Source organism: Pseudomonas sp. S5F11 (assembly GCF_019641515.1).
Lineage (GTDB): Bacteria > Pseudomonadota > Gammaproteobacteria > Pseudomonadales > Pseudomonadaceae > Aquipseudomonas > Aquipseudomonas rhodesiae.
Map to the genome: position 1 here is coordinate 3986647 of NZ_JAIFJZ010000001.1, position 24825 is coordinate 4011471.

The window sequence follows — 24825 nt, forward strand, 5'->3', positions numbered from 1 at the left end:
ATGGCCTTCATCCGTTTGATGAGGTGCCACCATGAACACAGCCCTGACCCAACCCGGCGCGCCCATGAAAGTGCGCGGTATCCAGAAGCGCTTCGGTGCGTTCACCGCGCTGGACAACGTCTCCCTGGACGTCGCCGCCGGCGAACTGGTGTGCCTGCTGGGCCCGTCGGGCTGCGGCAAGACCACCTTGTTGCGCTGCATTGCCGGCTTGGAGCGCCAGGACAATGGCGAACTTTACTTGGGCGGCCGTGACGTTTCCCTGCTGCCGCCGCAGGCCCGGGACTACGGCATTCTGTTTCAGTCCTACGCACTGTTTCCCAACCTGACCGTCGAAGCGAATATCGGCTATGGCCTCACCGGCAGCGGCCGCGACGAAGTGCGCCAGCGTGTCGGCCAGATGCTGGAGCTGGTGGGCCTGGTGGGCAGCGAAAAGAAGTACCCCGGTCAACTCTCCGGCGGCCAGCAGCAGCGGGTCGCCCTGGCCCGCGCGCTCGCGCCGGCGCCGTCGTTGCTGCTGCTGGATGAGCCGATGTCGGCCCTCGATGCCCGGGTGCGCGAGCACTTGTGCACCGAACTGCGTCAGCTGCAACGGCGCCTGGGCATCACCACCTTGATGGTGACCCATAACCAGGACGAAGCCATGTTGATGGCCGACCGCATTGCCGTGATGAACAACGGTAAGGTCGAGCAATACGCTACGCCGCAGGAAATCTACGACCACCCGGCCACGCCGTTCGTGGCGGAGTTTGTCGGCCAGGGCAACTGGTTGCCGTTCAGCCGCAACAGCATCAGCCATGCCCAGGTCGGCGGGATGACGATGCGCCTGGCCGATGACGCCGGTAGAGCCGAGTCCGGTCGGCTGTTCTGCCGCCCGGAAGCGATCAGCGTCAACCCTCCCGTGCACGAAGAAAACCTCTTCCCGGCCAAGGTCCGTGAGATCACCTTTCTCGGCAACCGCTGCCGCATGAGCTTTGAGCTGGAGCACCTGCCCGGTCATCCGCTGCTGGCCGAACTCGCCCCCGAAGCCATGCCGCGCCTGGGCGCCCAGGACATCTGGGTGGCTTTGCCGCCGCGCAGCCTACAGGTGTTTGCCTGAGATGGCCGCAGTGATGAACTTGCCTGCGACGCGTCAGGTGTCCCGTGCCGAGTGGGGCGACCGCATTTTTGTGGTCGGCGGCAAATGGCTCTGGCTGAGCTTGCTGAGTGTCGCGGTGTTGCTGCCGTTGCTGGCGATTTTCTGGCGTGGTTTCAGCAACGAGGCCGGGCAGGGTGGCGGCCTGGTCGCGGCGCGGGAACTGCTCACCAGCGCCAACTTCCACTGGTTGCTGGGCAATAGCCTGAAAGTCTCTCTCAGCGTGGCGGCCATCGTCGTACCGCTGGCCTACCTGTTTGCCTACGCGCTGCAACGCACGCTGATCCCCGGCAAAGCGATCTGGCGCGGTCTGTCGCTGTTGCCGCTGATGGCGCCGTCGATGTTGCCGGGCATTGCGCTGGTGTACCTGTTCGGCAACCAAGGCCTGTTGCGCGGGTTGATCGCGGAAAATATCTACGGCTTCTGGGGCATCGTGCTCGGTGAAGTGATCTACACCTTCCCACACGCCCTGATGATTTTGCTGTCGGCGCTCTCGCTGGCCGATGCGCGCCTGTTCGATGCCGCCTCAAGTATGGGGGCCAGCCCGGCGCGGGCGTTTCGCAGCATCACCTGGCCGGCCACGCGCCAGGCGGTGTTCGCCGCGTTCTGCCTGGTGTTCACGCTGACCATCACCGATTTCGGCGTGCCTGTGGTGGTCGGCGGCGATTATCAGGTGCTGGCGCTGGAAGCCTACAAGGCGGTGGTCGGTCAGCAGCAGTTCGGTCGCGGTGCGTTGATCGGCATGGTGTTGCTGTTGCCGGCGCTGTTCAGCTTCGCTGTGGACGCCTGGTTGCGCCGTCGCCACGGCGATGCCATGAGCGGCCGCACCCAAGTCTTCCGCCCGGCGCCGTCGCGCTTGAGGGACGGTTGCTACCTGGCCATCGTGCTGCTGATTTGCGCGGTGTTGCTGCTGGTATTCGGCATGGCGGTGTATTCCTCCCTGGTGAAGTTCTGGCCGTACAACCTGTCGCTGTCCCTCGCTCATTACCAGTTCGAGGACACCGCCGGCGGTGGTTGGCTGGCCTACCGCAACAGCCTGACCATGGCGCTGTGTACGGCCGTAATCGGCAGCGTCCTGATCTTCAGCGGCGCCTATCTGATGGAAAAGACCAAGGGCCAGAAGCACCTCAACCTAGCGCTGCGCATGCTCAGCTTCGTACCGATGGCGGTGCCGGGGTTGGTGCTGGGCCTGGGCTACGTGTTCTTTTTCAACCTCAACGGCAACCCGCTGCATGTGTTCTACGGGACCATGACTCTGCTGGTGGTGTGCACCATTGCTCACTATTTGACCACCGCGCAGATGACCGCCACCACCGCGCTGCGTCAGCTCGATGCCGAATTCGAAGCCGCCGCGCTGTCCCTCAAGGCGCCGCTGTACCGCCATTACCTGAAAGTCACGGTGCCGATCTGCCTGCCGGCCTTGCTGGATATCGTGCGCTACCTGTTCGTGTCGGCGATGACTACCGTGTCCGCCGCGATTTTCCTCTACAGCCCCGACACCATCCTTGCCGCCGTCGCCGTGTTGAACATGGACGACGCCGGCAATGTGGGCGGTGCGGCGGCCATGTCCACCCTGATCCTGTTCACCTCGGCCAGCGTTTCGTTGCTGCTGGCGTGGGCATCGCGCGGCGCGCTGCGTCGCTCCCAAGCCTGGCGCCAGAGCGCGCCCGGCCAATAAACAACCCTGAAGGAGGTTCCTCATGTTCAAGCCCCTGGCGCTGGTCGCTGCCGTACTCACCGCATTCAGCCTGAATGCCTTCGCCAAAACTGATCTCACCGTGTATACGGCCCTCGAAGCCGAGCAGTTGAAGACCTATAAAAAGGCCTTCGAACAGGCGAACCCCGATATCGAAATCAAATGGGTGCGCGACTCCACCGGGATCATCACCGCCAAGCTGCTGGCCGAAAAAGACCGCCCCCAAGCCGATGCCGTGTGGGGCCTGGCTGCATCGAGCCTGGCGATCCTCGACCAGCAAGGCATGCTGGACAACTACGCGCCGAAGGACCTGGACAAGATCGGCAAGAATTACCGCGACCCTGCCAACCCGCCCGCGTGGGTCGGCATGGACGTGTGGGCCGCGACAATCTGCTTCAACACCGTCGAAGCCGAGAAGCAGGGCCTGACCAAGCCGGTGAGCTGGCAAGATCTGACCAAGCCTGAGTACAAAGGCAAGATCGTGATGCCCAACCCGGCCTCATCCGGCACCGGCTTTCTGGATGTGAGCGCCTGGTTGCAGACCTATGGCGAGAAGCAAGGCTGGCAGTACATGGACGACCTGCACCAGAACATCGGCCAGTACGTTCATTCCGGTTCCAAGCCGTGCAAGTTGGCGGCTTCCGGTGAGTTTCCGATCGGGATTTCCTTCGAATACCCAGCCGTGCAGTTGAAACGCCAGGGCGCGCCACTGGACATCATCCTGCCCAAGGAAGGCCTGGGCTGGGACATCGAAGCCACCGCCGTGATGAAAGGCACTGCCCATGCCGATGCGGCGAAAAAACTCGCCGACTTCTCAGCCAGCCCCGCAGCCATGGAGCTGTACAAAGACAACTTCGCAGTCCTCGCCCAGCCGGGCATTGCCAAGCCGCAGACCGAATTGCCGGCCGACTACGAACAACGCCTGATCAAGAATGACTTTGCCTGGGCTTCGAAAAACCGCGACAGCATCCTGGCCGAATGGCGCAAGCGCTATGACGGTAAGTCGGAGAAGGTCGCGGGCCAGTAATTACTCGGGTTTTGGCTGAAGGTCCTAGCGGGGGCGAGCCACCTCCCACATTGAAAGGCATTCAAAAGGTGGGAGGGGGCTTGCCCCCGATAGCGGTCTTGAAAACAGGACATCACTACATGACACAGCACAGCGACCTACTGATTGTCGGCGCCGGCATCCTTGGCCTGTCCCACGCCTACGCCGCGGCTCGACGCGGCCTCAAGGTCAAGGTGTTCGAACGCAGCGCTACGCCCTTGGGCGCCTCGGTACGCAACTTCGGCCAGGCTTTGGTCACTGGCCAGCCACCGGGAGCGATGCTCGATCTGGCGCGGCAAAGCCGTGCTATCTGGGGGCATTGGGCTCAGGTGGCGGGTCTGCAACTCAAGCGCAACGGCGCCTACCTGTTCGCCCGCACCGAAGCGGAAGAACACCTGCTGGAAGCCTTCTGCGCCGGGCGCGCGCAGGAACACGGGTACAACGTGGAGCTGCTGCAAGGTGCGGCGATGCGCGATTTGTACGGCGGCCAGTTCCGCCATCACCGGGCCGCTTTGCATGGCCGCGACGATCAGCAACTGTATTCACGCGAGGCGCTCCCGGCGCTGATCCGCTACCTGAGGGAGCACCTGAACGTGGAATTTCACTTTTCCACCCTGGTGCGCGATGTCGAGCCGGGCCTGTTGCACAGCACCGCCGGCAGCTTTCGCGGCGAACAGATCATCGTTTGTTGCGGCCATGACTACCAAACCTTATTGGCCGAAGCGTTGGCCGAACTGCATCCGAGTATCTGCCGCTTGCAAATGCTGCGGGCGCGACCGGCGCTGAATCTGAACCTGCAGCATGCCTTGCTTACGGGTCTCAGTTGCGTGCATTACGGCGCATTTGCCGACTTACCGGAAGCGGCGGCGGTTCAGGCGCAAATCCTGCGCGAAGCGCCGCACCTGCACGAGCACGGAATTCATCTGTTGATCAGTCCTACGCCCTATGGCGAGCTGATCATCGGCGATTCCCATGATTACGGCCTGGATGCGTCGCCCTTCAACGGCGAACAGGTGGACAACTGGATGCTCGAACTGGCCGAGCAGACCCTGGGCTGTGGGATCCAGGTGGTCGAGCGCTGGCAGGGGGTCTATGGCGCGCGCGGGCCGGGACCGTTTTCTTTCGTACGGGCGGCGCCGGGGGTCAGTGCCGCGTTGATGCATACCGGCGTGGGCATGAGCGTGGGGCCGGCGCTGGGCGAGCGCAACGTCGCGGCACTGTGGGGTGAGGCGTGATGCATCCTGAACAGGTGATTGACGAGGTGTTCGGGCTTTACGAACAGCACGGCACGGCGGACTACATCGGCGAAGCGGTGTCGCAGATCGAACATATGTCCCAGGCCGCGCAACAGGCCGTGGCCGAAGGCTTCGATGACGAAGTGGTATTGGCGGCGTTTTTCCACGATATCGGCCATCTCTGCGACCAACGTGCCGAGAGCATGGGCGGTTACGGCGTGGTCAGTCATGAGCGGCTGGGGGCGGATTACCTGCGCCGGGCCGGTTTCAGCGAACGCTTGGCCAGGCTTGTGGAATATCACGTCCAGGCCAAGCGTTACCTGACCTTCAGCCAGCCCGACTACTACGCACAACTGAGCGAGGCCAGCCGCCGCACCCTGGCGTATCAAGGCGGCGTGATGAGTGCCGTCGAGGCCCGGGCCTTCGAACAGGACCCGCTCTGCGCGGTGAGTGTGCGTCTGCGGTATTGGGATGAGCAGGCCAAGCAGGCCAACGTGCCGCTGCTCGACCTTGCATGGCTCAAAGCCAAGGCTCGGCGGTTGCTGACGGCTCAGTCCTGATCGAGGCGCTCGGCGAGGGCGTCGATCTGTTCCTGGCGCTCGGCCTGGCTCAGTTTGGCGTGAGGGTTGAGGGACGACCATTGCGGGTGGGCGCGGGCCTTATGCAGGGCGTCGGGTAATTTGCCTTCGCGCCAGGTTTTGTCCTGGGGTGTGTCGACTTTGATGCTGTGCATCGCCGCATGGCCGCGCAGGTTGAGGGCTTTGAGCAACTGGCGTTGGCGCAGGGCGAGCAGGCGCAGCACGCTGTCGTCCACGGTCAACTCGCGGTGGCCCTTGAGCTTGCCCATCAAGCGATTGCCGTAGCTGCGCGCGGTTTGCAGCGCGCCCCCAGCGATGGCGCCGGCCAGGGCGGCGGCGCCGAGGGTCAGGCCGCCGACCAGCAGGTCCACCCCCGCGCCGGCCGCCGCACCGGCAGCGATGCCTCCGCCGACGCGCACGCCGAGTTGCTTGAGGGTTTCCGGGTTGAACAGGTCGTCGCCCCAACGCCCGTCCAGCAACGGTAAATCACTGGCGGCGGCGTCCTGGGGGCGGAACCCGAACAGTTTGAGCAAGGCTTCCACACACTTTTGTTCCCGTTGGCGCACGGCCTTGCGCAGTTCGCCGATGGCGTTGTGTTCGTCCTCGCTGACCACACTGCGCCGGCACGCGGCGCAGTCGATCAGCAGCTCGGCGATCAACCGCGCGGCGCTTTGCTGGCGAGCCTGGCGCTGGGCTTGCTGATCGAGCATCAACCGCTCCAACTGCGGCCGGGCGTTTTCCAGCAGGAGCGCCAGGCTTTCATACAGACGCCGTTCGCCGTCTTCGGGCGGCGCCACGCTGTCGAAGCGCACCAGCGCATGCAAACCCAGGCGGGCCAAGGCTTCGCGCCAATCGGGCTCGCGGTGGTCGCTGCTGCTGACAAAGTTGAGCACCGGCAACAACGGCTTGCCGCAACTGGCCAGCACCTGCAGCTCGTCGCGGTACTTGGCCAGCACCGGTTCGCGGGCATCGATCACGTACAGGCCGGCGTCCGAGGCCAACAGTTGGCGCAACACTTTGGCTTCTTGTTCGAAGCGTTGGCGCGCTTCGCTGCCTTCCAGGAAGCGCGCCAGGCGTGCCGGGCCGTCGAGGCGTTCGCCGGGGCGGTCCAGGCGTTCCAGGTAATCGAGCAAGGCGATGGCATCTTCCAGGCCGGGCGTGTCGTACAGCTCCAGCAAGGCTTCACCGTCCACCGACAAGCGTGCGCCTTCCACATGACGCGTGGTGCTGGGGCGATGGGACACTTCGCCGAAGCCCACGTCGCGAGTCAGCGTGCGCAACAGCGAGGTTTTGCCGACGTTGGTGTGGCCGACCACGGCGAGTTTCAGAGGCTTAGTCATGACCGGTCTCCAGCCAGTTCAGCGGCGCGCAGTCGGCGAAGGGAAGATCGAGCTGTTGCAGCGCGTTGTGCCAGTCGCCCAGGCGCTCGGCGTCCAGCGCCTGGCCGGGCGGCGCTTGCAACAGCCAGACGCGGGTGGCGCTGGCGCTGCGGGCCAGTTCGGCGATCAGCGCTAGGCTGCCGCGATCCGGCGAGCGCCGAGGGTCGCAGGCGATGGCCAGGCGCGCGGGCGGGAAGCGGCTGAGTTGTTCGAGGAGTTTGTGGCGCGATTCGCGGCTGTCGAGGATGCCGGCGTTACTGACGTTGGCGGGCAGTTTGGGCGGCCAGGGGTATTGGTCGTCCAACTCGATGGCTACCAACAGGGCGCCGGCGCTGTGCTGTTCACTGACGCCGCCAGTGACGACGTGCAGGTGTTCGGGCGCAGCATCATTGACCCCAAGGCGCTCGCTGCTCGGCATCAGGCGTTCGCGCAGTTGGCTATAGCCGGGCAGGTTGAGGTCCAGACGCAGGGCGGCGCGCCCGCGCTTCCAGCGCCACAGGCACAGCAGGGCTAGGACCAGGCGCGGCAGCAGGCCGTAGACCAGCAACACACCGACCAGCCAGGCGGCCCAGGCTTGGCGGGCGCTCTCGATATTCAGGGCGGAGTCCCCGCTGGCGCGGATCATCTCTACAGTCGGCACATTGAAGCCGAGCAGGGCAGGCAAGGTGCCCAGTGCTTGTGTCACGGCCACGAAAGTATCGGCGCCGAGGATGGTGGTTTCCCACACGAAGCCGTAGCGACGGGTGGCGAGTAATGTCAGCAGGATCACCATTGCACTGAGCAATGCCAGCAGCCACAGGCTGTTGACCAGTACGCCTACGGCCCAGCGATTGAGTTTCTGCCGTTGCAACAGCAGTAACAGGGCCGGTGCCAACTGCGCGGCCTTGGCATCGCGCGCGAATTTTTCGCTGAGCCACAGCCACAGGCGCCCGAGGCTGGCGCTATGTTCGCCGGCAAATAGCAGGCCCAAGGCCCAACTGATCAGCAGAATCAGGTTCAGGCCGAGCAGGCTGCCCAAGGCCCAGAACACGTTCACTGGCGCTGATCCGTTGCCCAGCGCGGCAAACGCCAGGCCGGCGCCGCTGACCACCGCGAATATCGCCAGCAGCACCAGGGCCAGGCGCGCGCCTTGTAACCAGCGGGTAAGGGCGACCACCAGGCCATCGCGCTCGGCCAGGTGCAAGGCGCGGCGTTGAATGCGCGTTGGCAGGTCGCCTCCGGCCGCGCGGGCCAGGCGGTTGGCTTCCAAGTCTTCGAGGTTGCCGGCGTGTTCTTCACGCAGGCGCACGGTTTCGGTCAGCCAGAGTGTGTGGAGCGAGTTCAGTGCAGTCACGCGCTGTCCTGTTGAGCAAGTGAGCCTGGAGCATAACCGCTGACTCGCGGCTCTGGTATTCTCGTCGCCATGAAAAAAACTCTCCCTCTAAGCCTGATCGCAGCCCTCGGTGAAAACCGCGTGATCGGCGTCGACAACCGCATGCCCTGGCATTTGCCGGGGGATTTCAAATATTTCAAGGCCACCACCCTCGGCAAGCCGATCATCATGGGGCGCAAAACCTGGGACTCCCTGGGCCGACCGCTGCCGGGGCGCTTGAACCTGGTGGTCAGCCGTCAGACCGGCCTGACGCTTGAAGGTGCGGAAGTTTTTCCGTCACTGGAGGCCGCCGTCGAGCGCGCCGAGGCATGGGCACTGGAGCAGGGCGTGGACGAGCTGATGTTGATCGGCGGCGCGCAGTTGTATGCGCAGGGCCTGGAGCAGGCCGACCGCCTGTATTTGACGCGGGTGGCGTTGAGTCCGGAAGGGGATGCGTGGTTTCCGGAGTTTGACCGCAGCCAGTGGACGCTGGTGTCGAATGCTGAGAATGCGGCTGAGGGCGACAAGCCAGCCTACAACTTTGAAGTCTGGGAAAAAGCCTAAAAGCATCGGGGGCAAGCCCCCTCCCTCATTGATATGCACGCCAAATGTGGGAGGGGGCTTGCCCCCGATTGCGGTCTATCAGGCCTGCGCTAACTGCGCATGCTCATCCGCCTCCAATAACCCCTTATCCGTCTGTCCCATGATCTGGCTGGTAATCGCACCGGCTGTCATCGAACCGTTCACGTTCAACGCCGTGCGGCCCATGTCGATCAGCGGCTCCACGGAAATCAGCAGCGCCACCAGTGACACCGGCAAGCCCATCGCCGGCAGCACGATCAGCGCGGCAAAGGTCGCGCCGCCGCCCACGCCGGCAACGCCTGCCGAACTTAAGGTCACTATCGCCACCAGGGTCGCGATCCACAGCGGGTCCAGCGGGTTGATGCCCACGGTCGGCGCCACCATCACGGCCAGCATGGCAGGGTAGAGGCCTGCGCAGCCGTTTTGGCCAATGGTGGCGCCAAACGAGGCGGCGAAACCGGCGATGGACTGCGGGATGCCCAGTCGACGGGTCTGCGCTTCGATGCTCAAGGGAATGGTCGCTGCGCTGGAGCGGCTGGTGAACGCGAAGGTCAGCACCGGCCACACTTTGCGCAAGAAGCGCAGCGGATTGATCCCGGCCGCCGACAACAGCAGGCCGTGCACCACGAACATCAGGCCCAGCGCCAGATAGGACACCAGCACAAAGCTACCGAGCTTGATAATGTCTTGCAGGTTGGAACTGGCCACGACCTTGGTCATCAGCGCCAACACACCGTAGGGCGTGAGCTTCATCACCAGGCGCACCAGGCGCATCACCCAGGCTTGCAGGGTGTCGATGGCATTGAGCACTTTCTGGCCTTTTTCCACATCGTCCTTGAGCAGTTGCAGCGCGGCCACCCCCAGGAACGCGGCGAAAATCACCACGCTGATGATCGACGTCGGCTTGGCCCGCGCCAGGTCGGCGAATGGGTTGGCTGGCACGAACGACAGCAGCAGCTGCGGGATATTCAGGTCGGCGACTTTGCCGGCGTAATCGTTTTGGATCACTTGCAGGCGCGCCATTTCCTGAGTACCGGCCACCAGGCCCTCGGCGGTGAGGCCGAACAGGTTGGTCAGGCCGATACCGATCATCGCCGCAATTGCGGTGGTGAACAGCAGGGTGCCGATGGTCAGGAAGCTGATCTTGCCCAGGGACGCCGCGTTATGCAGGCGCGCCACTGCGCTGAGGATCGAGGCAAATACCAGCGGGATCACGATCATTTGCAGCAGTTGCACGTAGCCATTGCCGACCAGATCGAACCATCCGATGGAGGCTTTGAGCACCGGGTTGCCGGCGCCATAGATGGTATGCAGCGCCACGCCGAACACCACGCCCAGTACCAGCGCCAATAGAACCTTTTTGGCCAGGCTCCACTGAGTGCGGCGGGTTTGTGCCAGGCCCAGCAATAGGGCCAGGAACACCAGTAGGTTGAGAATCAGCGGCAGATTCATTTGAACTCCATTGTGAGGGCGCCAATCGCCTGAGCCTGCGATTGCGAACCGGGGAGCCTAACAGCTTGATAAATAATGAATTAATACCGATATGGAATGGTAACTGTCGTTTTTGGAATAAGTGTTTGACGCTCACGCGCATGGCCTTGGCGGAAACGGGACGCGTGCGGTCGCGCTCGAAGCGGGAATTGTCACAGGGATTTGCTAGCGTCGGTGTCTTTCACTCAGGGAGACAACGCCTATGAAGCTCGCGCCGACACTATTGGTATCCGCCGCATTCTGCCTTGGCCTGGCCAGCCAGGCGTTCGCCGCCACCGAGTTGAAACACTGGCCCGCCCCGGCCGCCAAGCAACTGAACGAGATGATCGCCGCCAATGCCAATAAAGGTAACTTCGCGGTGTTCGACATGGACAACACCAGCTACCGCTACGACCTCGAAGAGTCGCTGTTGCCCTACATGGAAAACAAGGGGCTCATCACCCGCGAAAGCCTGGATCCATCGCTCAAGCTGATGCCGTTCAAAGACACTGCCGACCACAAGGAAAGCCTGTTCAGTTACTACTATCGCCTGTGCGAAGTGGACGACATGGTCTGCTACCCATGGGTCGCCCAAGTGTTCTCCGGCTTCACCCTCAAGGAACTCAAGGTCCAGGTCGACGAACTGATGGCCTCCGGCAAGCCCGTGCCGGTCAGTTATTACGAAGGCGATGTGGTCAAGACGTCCGAAGTGCAGCCGCCGAAAGTCTTCACCGGCCAGGCCGAGCTGTACAACAAGCTGATGGAAAACGGCATCGAGGTTTACGTGATGACCGCCGCTTCCGAAGAGCTGGTGCGCATGGTCGCTGCCGATCCGAAGTACGGCTACAACGTCAAACCCGAGAACGTCATTGGCGTGACCACTTTGCTCAAGGACCGCAAGACCGGCGAACTGACCACCGCGCGCAAACAGATCAGCGCCGGCAAGTATGACGAGAAGGCCAACCTCGGTCTGGAGCTCACCCCCTACCTGTGGACCCCGGCGACCTGGATGGCCGGTAAGCACGCGGCGATCCTCACCTACATCGACGAATGGAAAAAGCCGGTGATCGTCGGCGGCGATACCCCGACCAGCGACGGCTACATGCTGTTCCACGATGTGGACGTGGCCAAGGGCGGTATCCACCTGTGGGTCAACCGCAAGGACAAATACATGGCCCAGCTCAACGGCATGATGGCCAAGCACGCCGCGGCCCAGGCCAAGGAAGGCTTGCCGGTGACGGCGGACAAGAACTGGGTGATCGTCAAGCCGGATGAAATCCAGTAACTGCTCAAAAATGTGGGAGGGGGCTTGCCCCCGATTGCAGTAGTTCAGTTGCAAATGTGCTAACTGGCGCGCTGGCATTGAGATTTGGCCAGGCAAAAAAAAATGCCCCGCACTTGGCGGGGCATTTTTATGGGCGCAGGTCTTACAGACCGTCGAGCATCGCCTTGTTACGCACAGCACCCTTATCGGCGCTGGTGGCCAGCAGGGCATAAGCCTTCAGCGCGGTGGTCACTTTACGTGGACGTTTTTCAACCGGCTTCCAGCCTTTTTTGTCCTGCTCAACCCGGCGCGCCGCCAGTTCTTCGTCGCTGATCAACAGGTTGATCGAGCGGTTCGGAATGTCGATCAGCACCTTGTCGCCATCCTGCACCAGGCCAATCGCGCCACCGGCAGCAGCTTCCGGCGAAGCGTGGCCGATGGACAGGCCCGAGGTGCCGCCGGAGAAACGGCCGTCGGTCAACAGCGCACAGGCTTTGCCCAGGCCCTTGGATTTCAGGTACGAGGTTGGGTAGAGCATCTCTTGCATACCCGGGCCGCCTTTGGGGCCTTCGTAGCGGATGATCACGATGTCGCCTTCTTTGACTTCGTCGGCGAGGATGCCGCGTACGGCGCTGTCCTGGCTTTCGAAGATCTTGGCGTTGCCTTCGAACACATGGATGGACTCATCCACGCCGGCGGTTTTGACCACGCAGCCGTCGAGGGCGATGTTGCCGTACAGCACGGCCAGGCCGCCTTCCTTGGAGTAGGCGTGCTCGACACTGCGGATGCAGCCGTTTTCACGGTCGTCGTCGAGGGTGTCCCAGCGGGTCGACTGGCTAAATGCGGTCTGGGTCGGGATGCCCGCCGGGCCGGCCTTGAAGAAGGTGTGCACGGCTTCGTCGTCGGTCTGGGTGATGTCCCACTTGGCGATGCCTTCGGCCATGGTCTTGCTGTGCACTGTCGGCAGGTCGGTGTGCAGCAGGCCGCCACGGGCCAGGGAGCCGAGGATCGAGAAGATCCCGCCGGCGCGGTGCACGTCTTCCATGTGGTACTTCTGGATGTTCGGCGCGACTTTGCACAGTTGCGGCACATGGCGGGACAGGCGGTCGATATCGCGCAGGTCGAAATCGATCTCGGCTTCCTGGGCCGCGGCCAGCAGGTGCAGGATGGTGTTGGTGGAACCGCCCATGGCGATGTCCAGGGTCATGGCGTTTTCGAAGGCCTTGAAGTTGGCGATATTGCGCGGCAATACCGACTCATCGTTCTCGCCGTAGTAACGCTTGCACAGCTCGACGATGGTACGGCCGGCTTGCAGGAACAATTGCTCGCGGTCGCTGTGGGTGGCCAGGGTGGAGCCGTTGCCCGGCAGCGCCAGGCCGAGAGCCTCGGTGAGGCAGTTCATCGAGTTGGCGGTGAACATGCCGGAGCATGAACCGCAGGTCGGGCAGGCGCTACGCTCGTATTCCGCGACCTTCTCGTCAGAAGCGCTGGAATCGGCGGCGATGACCATGGCGTCCACCAGGTCCAGACCGTGGGAGGCGAGCTTGGTCTTGCCGGCTTCCATCGGGCCGCCGGAGACGAAGATCACCGGGATGTTCAGGCGCAGGGCGGCCATCAGCATGCCGGGGGTGATCTTGTCGCAGTTGGAGATGCATACGATGGCGTCGGCGCAGTGGGCGTTGACCATGTATTCCACGGAGTCGGCGATGATCTCGCGGCTCGGCAGCGAATACAGCATGCCGTCATGGCCCATGGCGATGCCGTCGTCCACGGCGATGGTGTTGAATTCCTTGGCCACGCCACCGGCGCGTTCGATCTCGCGGGCGACCAGTTGGCCCAGGTCCTTGAGGTGGACGTGGCCGGGTACGAACTGAGTAAAGGAGTTGGCAATCGCGATGATCGGCTTCTTGAAGTCGTCATCTTTCATCCCCGTGGCGCGCCACAATGCGCGGGCGCCGGCCATGTTGCGACCGTGGGTGGATGTTTTCGAGCGGTAATCTGGCATGGAGCACTCCGGGCGGCTAATCAGGTACTAAACAGGGGAGTGAGCTTCTATTGACGTCTGGAACACTCAGAAATAGCCGTGTGTCCGGAGGTTGCCTCTAACGCTGCGGGATCGCCGCGCGCCGTGGCCTTGAGCTCATAAACCCGCCGGGGGATGACTGGCGATGAATAGGGCCGATTCTACACCGCTGGCGGCTGGAGGGAATGGGCGCAAGCGTGAAGTGGGCCCTTAGGCCGCGTGCGCAGACCTTTGCTCCCTGGCGTTCAGGCCCATGCCGATACCGCTCAGAACCAGAAAGGTGATCGCCAGCACGTTCATCACCTGTTCGCCCGACTGGCTGACCAGGCTGCTGACCAAACCGCCACAGACAAAAATAATCACGTTTCCCGCCGACGCGCAGGTCCCGGCGGCCAGCGGGAATCGGCCCATGGCGCGGGAGGTTGCAATGGGGCGGGTGATGGTCGTTCCGGCGGTACAGAGGATCATCGGCAGCATCACTGTCATGACCGTCAGGCCCCACAAGTGATAGAGCGCCAGCATTAATACGCCCGCCGATGCGATCAGTCGCTGACCGGTGACGATCTGCGTATTGCCGTCCATCCATCGGTTCATCCAGCCCGCAGCGATGCCACCCAACACGTAGGCGGCGCCATAGAGCAGCAAGACCAGGGCAAACCGGTAAGGCGTAAGGCCCAATTGCTCCATCAGGATGATGGGCGACACAACGATAAAGGCGAAATGGCAACCGAAGGCCAGTGCCGAGATCAGCCAGTAGCCGACGAAACTGCGGTCACGCAGCACCTGTCGGTAGGCGTTCACAATCGAGAGTCGAGTATCGGAGGGCGGGCTTGGATCGTCGAGTAGGAGCCAAGCCTTGAGGATCAATAACAGGCCAATGATGACAAACACCTGAAAGCTGCCGCGCCAGTCGAGCCAGGTCTGCAACCAACTGCCGAACAACGGTGACACGGAAATACAGATGCCGCTGGCCGTGACCATGGCAATGCGCAATCGCTCTTGTTCTTTGCCGATGAATAGATCCTGCACCAGTGCCTGGGACAGTACGAAACTGCCGCACCCGACCGCCTGGATCATTCGGAAGACCATAAACCAGGCAAAGTCCTGCGCCATGGCACAACCCGCCGAGCCCATGACGGCGACGCCCATACCGATTATCAACACACGCTTGCGCCCCAGGCGGTCGGACAGCGGTCCGACCAGCAGCAGCGACAACGATAAACCGATTGAAAACAGACTCACCGATAACGCGATATCGGCCACGGCCGTATCGAAGTAGCGAGCCATTGAGGGAAAGGAGGGCAGAATCACGTCCAGGGGGAATACGCCAAGGATCGTCATGTTCATCAGCAAGGCGATGGCGGCGGTTTTTCGGGCGGGGGAGGTCATGTGGGTCATCGAGGGGGCTCAGTCCTTGAATGAGGGCTGAGAATCGATTTGAAGAGAGAACCCGGTCAATGCCCCATAGGGCGATTAGTGTTGTCTGAAATTTCGCAAAAAAGTGTGGGGGCGGCTGCCCCCACACATGAGCCGTTTACAAGTGAACGGTCAGGCCAGCATCAGCTATTGGGCAACAACCGGCACGTAATGCTCTTGATATACCGCGTCTCCACGATCGCCGGATGCACCGGATGATCCGGACCCTGGCCGCCGCGTTCCAGCATCTGGATATTGCGGTCCAGATGGCGGGCGCTGGTCAGCAGGATGTTTTGCAGATCGTCTTCCGGCAGGTGCATGGAGCACGAAGCGCTGACCAGGATGCCGTCCTTGCTGAGCAGGCGCATGGCTTGCTCGTTCAGGCGGCGGTAAGCGCCTTCGCCGTTTTTCATGTCTTTTTTGCGTTTGATGAAGGCCGGTGGGTCGGCGACGATCACGTCGAAGCGCTCTTCGCTGGCTTTGAGTTCCTTGAGGGCTTCAAAAACGTCGCCTTCGATGCAGGTCATTTTCTCGGCGAAGCCGTTCAGCGCGGCGTTGCGCTCCACGCCGTCAAGGGCGAAGGCCGAAGCGTCGACGCAGAACACTTCACTGGCGCCGAACGCCGCGGCTTGCACGCCCCAGCCGCCGATGTAGCTGTACAGGTCCAGTACGCGTTTGCCTTTGGCATACGGCGCCAGACGGGCGCGGTTCATGCGGTGGTCGTAGAACCAACCGGTTTTCTGGCCCTGGATCACCGGGGCTTCGAACTTCACGCCGTTTTCTTCCAGCGCCACCCACTCCGGCACCAGGCCGAACACGGTTTCGACGTAACGGTTCAGACCTTCGGCGTCGCGTGCGGCGGAGTCGTTCTTGAACAGGATGCCGCTGGGCTTGAGCACTTGGGTCAGCGCGGCGATCACGTCGTCTTTATGGGCTTCCATGGTCGCCGAGGCGATTTGCACCACCAGAATGTCGCCGAAACGGTCGACCACCAAGCCCGGCAGCAGGTCGGAATCGCCGTAGACCAGGCGGTAGAACGGCTTGTCGAACAGGCGATCACGCAGGGACAGGGCAACGTTCAGGCGGTGCACCAGCAGCGACTTGTCCAATGGCAACTTGATGTCGCGCGACAGCAGGCGGGCGCAGATCAGGTTGTTCGGGCTCATGGCCACGATGCCCAGGGTCTTGCCGCCGGCAGCTTCCAGGATGGCTTGGTCGCCTGCCTGGAAGCCGTGGAGTGGGGTGGCGGCCACGTCGATTTCGTTGCTGTAGACCCACAGGTGGCCGTTGCGCAAACGACGATCGGCGTTGGCTTTGAGACGCAGGCTTGGCAGGGACATGACGTCGCTCCGGAAAAAAGAGCGGGAGTATACCCTTTGCGCGCCGGTTCATGTGGGAGCTGGCTTGCCTGCGATGCCGACGGCGCGGTGTATCTGACGTACGGCGGCGATGCTATCGCAGGCAAGCCAACTCCCACATTGATCGGGTTTTTGAGGTGTCGGTCAGCTTTGCTTAGGGGTTAGAATCGCGGCCTAGCCCGGAGTGTGTACTTATGTCCCAAGAGCTTACCGCCGAACAGATTCAACAGGCCCTGCAAGGCATCAGCGTGCCGCCGCAGCCGCAGATCATGGTGGATTTGCAGATGGAGCAGTACATGCCCGATCCGGATCTGGACGTGATCGCGCGGCTGATCTCCCAGGACCCAGGCCTGTCCGGCGCGCTGCTGAAAATCGTCAACTCGGCGCATTACGGCCTGAGCAACAAGATCGCCTCGATCCAACGCGCGGTGAACCTGCTGGGCAGCCGTTCGGTGATCAACCTGATCAACGCTCTGTCGATCCGCGGCGAGATGAGCGATGAAACCATCGTCACCCTCAACCGCTTCTGGGACACCGCTCAGGATGTGGCCATGACCAGCCTGACCGTGGCCAAGCGCACTGGTTCTCAGGCGGTGGACGAAGCCTATGCCCTGGGGCTGTTCCACGATTGCGGCGTGCCGCTGATGCTCAAACGTTTCCCCAACTATATGGCGGTGCTCGAAGAGGCCTATGCCAACGCCGGGCCGGACTGCCGCGTGGTCGATACCGAGAACAACGCGTTCAATACCAACCATGCGGTGGTGGGTTACTACACCGCCAAGTCCTGGCGTTTGCCGGAACATGTGACCGACGCGATTGCCAACCACCACAACGCCCTGGCGGTTTTCAGCGATGAGTCCTCGCGCAATGCGCCGCTGAAGAACTTGTTGGCGATCCTGAAAATGGCCGAGCACATCTGCGCGTCCTATCGGGTGCTGGGCAACCAGTCGGTGGACCATGAGTGGAACGCCATTGGCCACCTGGTGCTCGATTACGTAGGCCTGTCGGACTACGACTTCGAAAGCATGAAGTTGTCGATCCGCGAATTGGGCGCGAACTGATTTATTACCCAAGAGGCGTACATGCCCGAGTTACCTGAAGTCGAAACCACCCGACGCGGGATCGCCCCGCACCTGGAGGGGCAGCGCGTCAGCCGTGTGGTGGTGCGCGAGCGGCGCCTGCGCTGGCCGATTCCCGAAGACCTGGATGTGCGCCTCTCCGGGCAGCGCATCGTGCTGGTGGAACGGCGTGCCAAGTACCTGTTGATCAATGCCGAAGTGGGCACCCTGATCAGCCACTTGGGCATGTCCGGTAATTTGCGTCTGGTGGAAACCGGCATGCCGGCGGCCAAGCATGAGCATGTGGACATCGAACTCGAATCCGGCCTGGCCCTGCGCTACACCGACCCGCGGCGTTTCGGCGCGATGCTCTGGAGCCAGGACCCGCACAACCACGAGCTGCTGCTGCGCCTGGGGCCGGAACCGTTGACCGACCTGTTCGACGGCGAGCGCCTGTTTCAACAGTCGCGCGGCAAGTCCATGGCGGTCAAGCCGTTCATCATGGACAACGCGGTGGTGGTGGGTGTGGGCAATATCTATGCGACGGAAGCGTTGTTTGCGGCGGGGATCGATCCGCGTCGCGCGGCCGGCGGCATTTCACGCGGGCGTTATTTAAAACTCGCGATCGAGATCAAGCGCGTGCTGGCGGCGGCCATTGAGCGCGGCGGCACGACGTTGCGGGATTTCATTGGTGGCGACGGGCAGCCGGGGTACTTCCAGCAGGAACTGTTCGTCTACGGCCGAGGCGGCGAGGCGTGCAAGGTCTGCGGGACTGAGCTGCGCAATGTGGTGCTGGGGCAGCGGGCCAGTGTGTTTTGCCCCAGGTGCCAGAGCTGATTGCTGGGTGATGGCTGGTATCGCTATCGGGGGCAAGCCCACTCCCACAGTTTGTGAATACATTCAAAAAATGTGAGAGGGGGCTTGCCCCCGATAAGGCCCTAACAGGCACTAAATAGGCTCAATTCTTACCGGTAATCTTCCGGTACTTATCCATCAACTGCTCTTGCGTCTCCGGATGGGCTTCATCCAGCGGAATGCAATCGACCGGGCACACCTGCTGGCATTGAGGTTCGTCGTAATGGCCGACGCACTGGGTGCAGAGGTTGGGGTCAATCACGTAGATCTCTTCGCCTTGAGAGATTGCAGCGTTCGGACACTCGGGTTCGCAGACGTCGCAATTGATGCAATCGTCGGTGATGATCAGGGACATGGAAACTCCTGCCAGGGCCGTCAGCCAAGGCATCTGAAAACGAATGCGCGCAATTGTGCCGCATTGGCGCCCGCAGTGCGAGCAGGCGCCGATTGAGCGGTCTTACTTCTTGAAGCGCAGCGTCAGCGCATCGGCCACGGCCGGATGCACGAACTTGGTGATATCCCCGCCCAATGCCGCGATTTCTCGGACCAACGTCGAGGAAATAAACGAATAACGCTCCGACGGCGTGAGGAACAGGCTCTCGACATCCGGCGCCAGTTGGCGGTTCATGTTGGCCAGTTGGAATTCGTATTCGAAGTCCGACACCGCCCGCAGGCCACGCAAAAATACATTGGCATTCTGCTCTTTGGCGAAGTGCGCCAACAACGTGGAGAAGCCGACGACTTCCACGTTAGGCAGATGCTTGGTGACCTCTCGCGCCAGCTCCACGCGCTGTTCCAGGGGAAACAGCGGGTTTTTCTTGGGGCTGGCAGCGACCGCGATGATCACATGGTCGAACAAGCGAGAGGCGCGTTCGACCAAATCGCCATGGCCTTTGGTAATCGGGTCGAAGGTACCTGGGTACAACACTCGGTTCATCGCGTCGTCCTGGCGGAGTCCGTTGGGGAACCGGATGGTATCGCAGCCTTCCCGGTCGGCCAAGTCGACTTACGTAGATAAATGCCGTGAATCCTAGGTGTTTTCACGCCGTTTTCAGACGTTCGGCCAATGAAGTCGCCAGTTTCGCGGTCAATCCATACACCGACAATTGCGGGTTCGCCCCGATGCTGGTGGGGAATAATGAGCCATCGTGGATGGACAGATTGCGCAATTGGTGATGACGGCCAAGGCTGTCGGCCACGGCCATTTTGGGGTCTTCACCCATGGCGCAACCGCCCATCACGTGGGCGCTGCCCAGGCAGGTGCGGTGCAGTTCCAGGTTGAGGCCCTCGATCAGCGTGCGGGCTTCGGCCAGGGTTTTCACATAGCGTGCATCGTGATGCAGCGGTTTGACGGACTTGGCGCCCGCCGCGAACTGGATCTCGGCCATGCTCTGGAAGGCCCGGCGTAGACCGTCCCAGGCGTAGTCTGAGACCTGATAGTCAAGCACTGGCGTGCCGTCGCCGCGCAGTTCCACATTGCCGCCCGGGCTGTCAGGGTGGAAACCGTCGCGCAGCAACGCCAGCATCGCGTGGGTATTGGGCAACTGGCTCATATCCAGCGCATTCTGTGTGCCATAGCCGCCCAGCAGAGTGCTGGCCAGCGCCGGATGCAGCGGTGGCGCTTCGAGTTTGTAGGACATTTTACCGGTAGTGCCATCCTGCCATTGGAAATGGTCGGAGTAGATCGACTGCGGCGCGCCGTAGAACGGGTTGATCACCTCGTCGAACAGCGCCGCGGAGAAATTCACCAAGTGCAGAAAGGTCCGCTTGCCCAGCCGCGAATGTGGGTCCGGCGCGTCCGAACGCATTAGCAACGCCGGGCTGTTGATGCCGCCCCCGGCCAGTACATAGTGTTTGGCGTTGACCGTGATTTTGCGCCCTGTGGGTGCTACGCAGCGGGCGTCCATCGCCATGCATTCCAGGCTGCTGACGGTGTCGCCGCGGTATTTGAAATGCTCGGCCCGCGCCAGGTAGAGCAGCTCCCCGCCGTGTTCCAAGGTGGAGGGGATGGTGGTGACCAGCATCGATTGCTTGGCATTGACCGGGCAGCCCATGCCGCAATAACCCAAGTTAAAGCAGCCACGCACGTTGCGCGGGATCACATGCCAGCTGTAGCCGAGTTTTTCGCAGCCCTTGCGGATCACATCGTTGTTGGGGTTGGGCGGGACGGCCCACGGGGCGATGCCCAGGCGTTGCTCCATTTTTTCGAACCACGGCGCCATCTCGGCGCTGCTGTGGCCCTTGACCGCATATTCGCTGGCCCAGTGGGAAAGGGTCGCGTCCGGTGTACGAAAACTTGAGGTCCAGTTGATCAGTGTCGTACCGCCCACCGCGCGGCCCTGAAGGATGGTGATCGCCCCGTCCTTGCTCATGCGGCCAATGCCTTCCTGATACAGGCTGGTGTAGGCCTCGTCCTCAAGCAACTTGAAGTCGCTGCTGGTCTTGAGCGGGCCTTCTTCGATCAGCAGCACCTTGTAACCGGCCGCGCTGAGGATTTCAGCAGTGGTGCCGCCCCCAGCGCCGCTGCCGATGATCGCCACGTCGGCTTCCAGGGTCAGGTCTTGATCGAGGGCGCTGCCATTGTGGGTTTTCCAGCCACGGGCCAGGCCTTCGCGGAACAGATCGGGTACGGGCATCAGGGTCGTCTCTTGTTTTTATTGTGGGGGATGCGGATCAGATCTTCGGCGGCCCGGGGTAGCCGCAATGGGCCCAGGACACCGGCTGGAAGTACCAGGCCATGATCACCAGCTTGAGCAGCGAGCCCTGGCCCATGCGGAGCAGGTTCAGGTAACTGTTTTCCCAGCGCTGTAGAAAGTGGCGGATGTGTTCAGCGCTGGCGTTTTCCCAACTGCCCCAGATTCCGGTGAGCGGGCCGCGAGTGAGGCCCAGGCTCAGCACGTCGAACAATTGCTGGGTGAGCTTGAACATTTCCGGCGACAGGTGCTGCAGACTGAAGTCGAGTTTTTTCAGAGTGCCGTCGATGCCGCTGGCGACCGCCTGGGCGCTGGCCACGCCCTCCAGTAAAACGGGGATTACCGCGCGCAAAAACGGCAGATCGCTGTTGCGCAGCATGGCAAAGCCGCTGGCCGGAGTGCTGCTGGAGCAGCCACTGAGGCTGGCGCCCAGCCCTGCTGTGGCCAGGAAGGCACTGGCGCACAGGCCGATTTTCAAGACGCCGCGCCGTGACAGCGCGGGGGAATCCGTGAGGCTAGGGTTCATTGTTGTTATCCCGTAGGTGGCGGAATCAGCGGACGAACAGCTTCTGGATCAACTTCTGTATGGCCTTGCCGTAGGGCGGGTAGATCAGCTTCGCCGCGTTCAGACGTTGCTTGATCAGCACCCCCTTGGCCTTGCTGAACGTCAGGAAACCTTCGTGACCGTGGTAGTGGCCCATGCCCGAGGGGCCGATGCCGCCGAACGGCATATCGTCCTGGGCGACGTGCAGCAGGGTGTCGTTCAGGCACACGCCACCGGAATGGGTTTCGTGCAGCACGCGCTGTTGTTCGCCCTTGTTGTAGCCGAAGTAATACAGCGCCAGCGGGCGAGGCCGTTGGTTGATGTAGGCAAAGGCCTGATCGATGCCGCGATACGGCACGATCGGCAGCACCGGACCGAAGATTTCGTCCTGCATCACGGTCATGTCGTCGCTGACGTTAAGGAGCAGGCTGTGAGGCATTCGTCGCGCCTGGCCTTGGTCGTACAGCGGAATCAGGGTGGCGCCCTTGTCTGTGGCGTCCTTGACGTAGGCGTTGAGCCTGGCCAGTTGTCGCTCATTGATAATCGCGGTGTAGTCCGGGTTGTCGGCCAGCGTGGGATAAAACCCGCGAACGGCGTTGCTGTAAGCCTCGACAAACCCCTCGACGCGGTCTTCTGGCACCAGCACGTAATCCGGCGCCACGCAGGTCTGCCCGGCGTTCAGCGCTTTGCCGAAGGCGATGCGTTCGGCTGCGTCCTTGAGCGGTACATCCGTGGAAACGATGGCGGGCGATTTGCCGCCCAGTTCCAGGGTCACCGGCGTGAGGTGTTCCGCCGCCGCGCGCATTACATGCTTGCCGATACTGGTGGCGCCGGTGAAGAGCAAGTGATCGAAGCGCAGCCGGGAAAACGCGATCCCCATATCGGCCTCGCCGAGCACCACGCACACCAGGTCTTCGGGGAAGATTCTCGCCAGCAACGTCTTGAGCAGTTGCCCGGTGGCAGGCGTGGATTCACTGAGCTTGAGCATGACCCGGTTACCGGCCGCCAACGCGCCGACCAACGGGCCGATGGCCAGGTACAGCGGGTAGTTCCACGGCACGATGACGCCCACCACTCCCAACGGCTGATAGATGACTTTGGCTGACGCCGGTTGGAAGGCAATGCCTACGGCGCGTCGGGATGGTTTCATCCAACGCTTGAGGTGTTTGCTGGCGTAGTGAATGCCATGCAGGCTGGGCATCAGTTCGGCGAAGAGGGTTTCGTCGGCACTGCGGTGGCTGAAGTCCTGGCTGATCGCATCGATCAACGCCTGGCGTTCATTGCTGAGCAGATCCCGCAGGGCTTTGAGCCATTGTTGACGCTGCGCAGCCGGCGGCATGGGATTGGCAGCGTAGGCACGCTGCTGTGCGTCGAACAGACCCTGGAGTTGATCCAGTGCCTGAGAATCTTGCAGGTAGGCAACGTTGGCAGACATGGCGCAGTACCGGTTGTTATTGGTCTGCGTGGATTTTTAGAGTCATTACTCTAAATTGTCAAATAACATTGCAGCAACATGATGGATTTATCCAGGCCGGGATAGCCCGTAAGATGCTCCATCCCGTGTATAGAAGCTGATCCCCTATGGCACCACGAGTAAAGACCAGCGAGCGCATTGTGCAAACCAGCCTGGAGCTTTTTAACCAGCAGGGCGAGCGCAGTATCAGCACCAACCATATCGCCGCCCATATGGAAATTTCGCCGGGCAACCTGTACTACCACTTCCCCAACAAGCAGGCGATCATCGCCGTGCTGTTTCGCGAGTACGAAGCGCTGGTGGACAGTTTCCTGCGTCCGCCCCAAGGGCGTGCGATGCAGGTGGAGGATAAGCGTTTCTACCTGCAAGCCGTATTGGCCGGCATGTGGCGCTATCGTTTCCTGCACCGCGACCTTGAGCACCTGCTGGAAAGCGACCCGGAATTGGCCACTGGCTATCGGCGTTTTTCCCAGCGTTGCCTGATCCAGGGCGGCGCTATCTACCAGGGGTTTGTCGATGCCGGCATTCTCAATATGGACCCGGTGCAAACCGAAGCCCTGACCCTGAATGCCTGGATTATCCTCACTTCCTGGGTGCGTTTTTTGTGCACCACCAATGAGAATTCTGCCCATCTGAGTGCCGAAGCGATCAAGCGCGGGGTGTACCAGGTGCTGGTGCTGGAGGCCGGCTTCGTCACGCCCCAGGCGAAAGACGCGGTGGACGCACTGTTCAAAGAATTTTACGTGCCGTTGAATCAGGCACTGGAAGAAGTGAAGTAGGCCCTTTCTCGAATCTGTTTACAGGAGTCCGCCATGCCGCTTGCCCAACTGATCAGCCCCCAGCAATTGGCCGAGCGCCGCAAGGCCGGAGGTTTGGTAATCCTGGATTGCCGTTTCGCCCTGGAAGACCCGGAATACGGGCGTTGCAGCTATGCCGAAGGCCATATCGAGGGCGCGCAATATGCCGATCTTGAGCGCCACCTCAGCGGTCAGGTGGTAAGAGGCGTGACCGGCCGCCACCCTTTACCGGCGGCGCACACCTTCGCCGAGCAACTGCGGGCCTGGGGCATCAGTGCCGACACTGATGTCGTGCTGTACGACGACGGCCCCGGCGCTTATGCCGCGCGGGCATGGTGGCTGCTGGCCTGGCTGGGCAAGCGCGACGGCGTGTCCATTCTGGATGGCGGTCTCAAGGCTTGGCACAGCGCCGGGTTCCCATTGAGCCTTGACGTGCCGGTAACCGAACCGGGGAGCTTTGTCGGCCAGCCGGACAATCATCTGCTGCTGGACGCCGAACACCTGCAAAAACGCCTGGGCCAGCCGGGCATGACCTTGATCGATGCCCGCGCCCCCGCGCGTTTTCGCGGCGAAGTCGAACCCATCGACCCAATTGCCGGGCATATTCCCGGCGCGCAGTGCGCGGCATTCAATGAAAACCTCGGCAGCGACGGGCGCTTTCTGCCAGCGGAACAACTCAAGCAACGCTTCGCTGCGCAGTTGCAGGGGCGCTCGCCGGAAGAACTGGTGGCCTATTGCGGTTCGGGGGTGACGGCGTGCCACAACCTGTTCGCCCTGAGCCTGGCGGGTTATCCACTGGGTAAGTTGTATGCGGGGTCGTGGAGCGAGTGGATCACCGATTCGAAACGGGCGATTGCTACGGGCGATTGACCGCC

General features: G+C 62.1%; 22 protein-coding genes. 11 read left to right on the forward strand and 11 right to left on the reverse strand.

The annotated features are described in order from the left end of the window. Positions 1-31: 31 nt before the first annotated feature. The 5 genes from K1567_RS17920 to K1567_RS17940 all read left to right on the forward strand — a co-directional run bounded on the left by K1567_RS17920 (position 32) and on the right by K1567_RS17940 (position 5668). On the forward strand, positions 32-1096 hold the full coding sequence (locus tag K1567_RS17920; protein ID WP_034101318.1) for a putative 2-aminoethylphosphonate ABC transporter ATP-binding protein: 1065 nt from the start codon (positions 32-34) through the stop codon (positions 1094-1096). Position 1097: 1 nt separating this feature from the next. Beyond that, on the forward strand, positions 1098-2810 hold the full coding sequence (locus K1567_RS17925; RefSeq protein ID WP_169867599.1) for a putative 2-aminoethylphosphonate ABC transporter permease subunit: 1713 nt from the start codon (positions 1098-1100) through the stop codon (positions 2808-2810). A 22-nt stretch (positions 2811-2832) separates the two neighbouring features. Further along, positions 2833-3855 carry a putative 2-aminoethylphosphonate ABC transporter substrate-binding protein gene (locus K1567_RS17930; RefSeq protein ID WP_034101316.1) on the forward strand — a complete coding sequence of 341 codons (1023 nt, stop codon included), beginning with the start codon at positions 2833-2835 and terminating at the stop codon, positions 3853-3855. 119 nt (positions 3856-3974) lie between these two features. After that, complete coding sequence (locus K1567_RS17935) at positions 3975-5108, forward strand: TIGR03364 family FAD-dependent oxidoreductase (protein ID WP_034115375.1); 1134 nt, start codon at positions 3975-3977, stop codon at positions 5106-5108. Next, entirely contained in the window at positions 5108-5668 is a 561-nt protein-coding gene (locus K1567_RS17940; RefSeq protein WP_169867596.1) for a phosphonate degradation HD-domain oxygenase, read from the forward strand. Before K1567_RS17935 ends, K1567_RS17940 begins: the two co-directional genes overlap by 1 nt. Here K1567_RS17940 and K1567_RS17945 read toward each other — a convergent pair. Together K1567_RS17945 and K1567_RS17950 are read right to left on the reverse strand one after the other, a co-directional pair. Further along, positions 5659-7026 carry a DUF3482 domain-containing protein gene (locus K1567_RS17945; RefSeq protein WP_034101312.1) on the reverse strand — a complete coding sequence of 456 codons (1368 nt, stop codon included), beginning with the start codon at positions 7024-7026 and terminating at the stop codon, positions 5659-5661. The two genes, K1567_RS17940 and K1567_RS17945, sit on opposite strands and share 10 nt — an antisense overlap. Continuing rightward, positions 7019-8398: a DUF2868 domain-containing protein gene (locus K1567_RS17950; RefSeq protein WP_220698734.1), complete on the reverse strand. Its 1380-nt coding sequence runs from the start codon at positions 8396-8398 to the stop codon at positions 7019-7021. Before K1567_RS17950 ends, K1567_RS17945 begins: the two co-directional genes overlap by 8 nt. A gap of 69 nt (positions 8399-8467) precedes the next feature. Here K1567_RS17950 and K1567_RS17955 point away from each other — a divergent pair, with 69 nt between their 5' ends. Then, on the forward strand, positions 8468-8980 hold the full coding sequence (locus K1567_RS17955) for a dihydrofolate reductase (RefSeq protein ID WP_220698735.1): 513 nt from the start codon (positions 8468-8470) through the stop codon (positions 8978-8980). A gap of 78 nt (positions 8981-9058) precedes the next feature. Here the strand turns inward: K1567_RS17955 and K1567_RS17960 are convergent, their stop codons facing one another. Beyond that, positions 9059-10450, reverse strand: coding sequence for an L-cystine transporter (locus K1567_RS17960; RefSeq protein WP_220698736.1), 1392 nt, complete (start codon positions 10448-10450; stop codon positions 9059-9061). 241 nt (positions 10451-10691) lie between these two features. Here K1567_RS17960 and K1567_RS17965 point away from each other — a divergent pair, with 241 nt between their 5' ends. Then, positions 10692-11753 (forward strand): hypothetical protein, encoded by a 1062-nt coding sequence (locus K1567_RS17965; RefSeq protein WP_034115371.1) that lies wholly within the window; start codon positions 10692-10694, stop codon positions 11751-11753. A gap of 142 nt (positions 11754-11895) precedes the next feature. On the opposite strand, the gene ilvD is transcribed toward K1567_RS17965, so the two are convergent. From ilvD to K1567_RS17980, 3 genes are all read right to left on the reverse strand, one after another. Next, the gene (gene ilvD, locus K1567_RS17970; RefSeq protein ID WP_034101306.1) at positions 11896-13737 is read right to left on the reverse strand and encodes a dihydroxy-acid dehydratase; all 1842 of its coding nucleotides are present in this window, start codon (positions 13735-13737) and stop codon (positions 11896-11898) included. Positions 13738-13965: 228 nt separating this feature from the next. Next, entirely contained in the window at positions 13966-15144 is a 1179-nt protein-coding gene (locus K1567_RS17975) for a Bcr/CflA family efflux MFS transporter (RefSeq protein WP_259445005.1), read from the reverse strand. A gap of 170 nt (positions 15145-15314) precedes the next feature. Then, positions 15315-16511 (reverse strand): class I SAM-dependent rRNA methyltransferase, encoded by a 1197-nt coding sequence (locus K1567_RS17980; protein WP_034115369.1) that lies wholly within the window; start codon positions 16509-16511, stop codon positions 15315-15317. A 266-nt stretch (positions 16512-16777) separates the two neighbouring features. Between K1567_RS17980 and K1567_RS17985 the strand changes: the two genes are divergently transcribed. Together K1567_RS17985 and mutM are read left to right on the forward strand one after the other, a co-directional pair. Continuing rightward, complete coding sequence (locus tag K1567_RS17985; protein ID WP_169867689.1) at positions 16778-17590, forward strand: HDOD domain-containing protein; 813 nt, start codon at positions 16778-16780, stop codon at positions 17588-17590. Positions 17591-17611: 21 nt separating this feature from the next. Continuing rightward, positions 17612-18424, forward strand: coding sequence for a bifunctional DNA-formamidopyrimidine glycosylase/DNA-(apurinic or apyrimidinic site) lyase (gene mutM / locus K1567_RS17990; protein WP_034101302.1), 813 nt, complete (start codon positions 17612-17614; stop codon positions 18422-18424). Positions 18425-18545: 121 nt separating this feature from the next. On the opposite strand, the gene K1567_RS17995 is transcribed toward mutM, so the two are convergent. From K1567_RS17995 to K1567_RS18015, 5 genes are all read right to left on the reverse strand, one after another. Then, positions 18546-18797, reverse strand: a complete 252-nt coding sequence (locus K1567_RS17995; protein ID WP_047881726.1) for a YfhL family 4Fe-4S dicluster ferredoxin — start codon at positions 18795-18797, stop codon at positions 18546-18548. A gap of 102 nt (positions 18798-18899) precedes the next feature. After that, positions 18900-19379: a pantetheine-phosphate adenylyltransferase gene (gene coaD / locus K1567_RS18000; protein ID WP_003176711.1), complete on the reverse strand. Its 480-nt coding sequence runs from the start codon at positions 19377-19379 to the stop codon at positions 18900-18902. 103 nt (positions 19380-19482) lie between these two features. Further along, complete coding sequence (locus tag K1567_RS18005; protein ID WP_040266975.1) at positions 19483-21078, reverse strand: GMC family oxidoreductase; 1596 nt, start codon at positions 21076-21078, stop codon at positions 19483-19485. Between the two features lie 37 nt (positions 21079-21115). After that, positions 21116-21661 (reverse strand): twin-arginine translocation pathway signal protein, encoded by a 546-nt coding sequence (locus K1567_RS18010; RefSeq protein WP_220698738.1) that lies wholly within the window; start codon positions 21659-21661, stop codon positions 21116-21118. A gap of 25 nt (positions 21662-21686) precedes the next feature. After that, positions 21687-23114 (reverse strand): coniferyl aldehyde dehydrogenase, encoded by a 1428-nt coding sequence (locus tag K1567_RS18015; protein ID WP_034115367.1) that lies wholly within the window; start codon positions 23112-23114, stop codon positions 21687-21689. Between the two features lie 146 nt (positions 23115-23260). On the opposite strand from K1567_RS18015, the gene K1567_RS18020 reads away from it, so the two are divergent. Both K1567_RS18020 and K1567_RS18025 read left to right on the forward strand, forming a co-directional pair. Then, complete coding sequence (locus tag K1567_RS18020) at positions 23261-23932, forward strand: TetR/AcrR family transcriptional regulator (RefSeq protein ID WP_034101297.1); 672 nt, start codon at positions 23261-23263, stop codon at positions 23930-23932. Positions 23933-23965: 33 nt separating this feature from the next. Further along, positions 23966-24820, forward strand: a complete 855-nt coding sequence (locus tag K1567_RS18025) for a sulfurtransferase (RefSeq protein ID WP_220698739.1) — start codon at positions 23966-23968, stop codon at positions 24818-24820. Positions 24821-24825 lie beyond the last annotated feature (5 nt).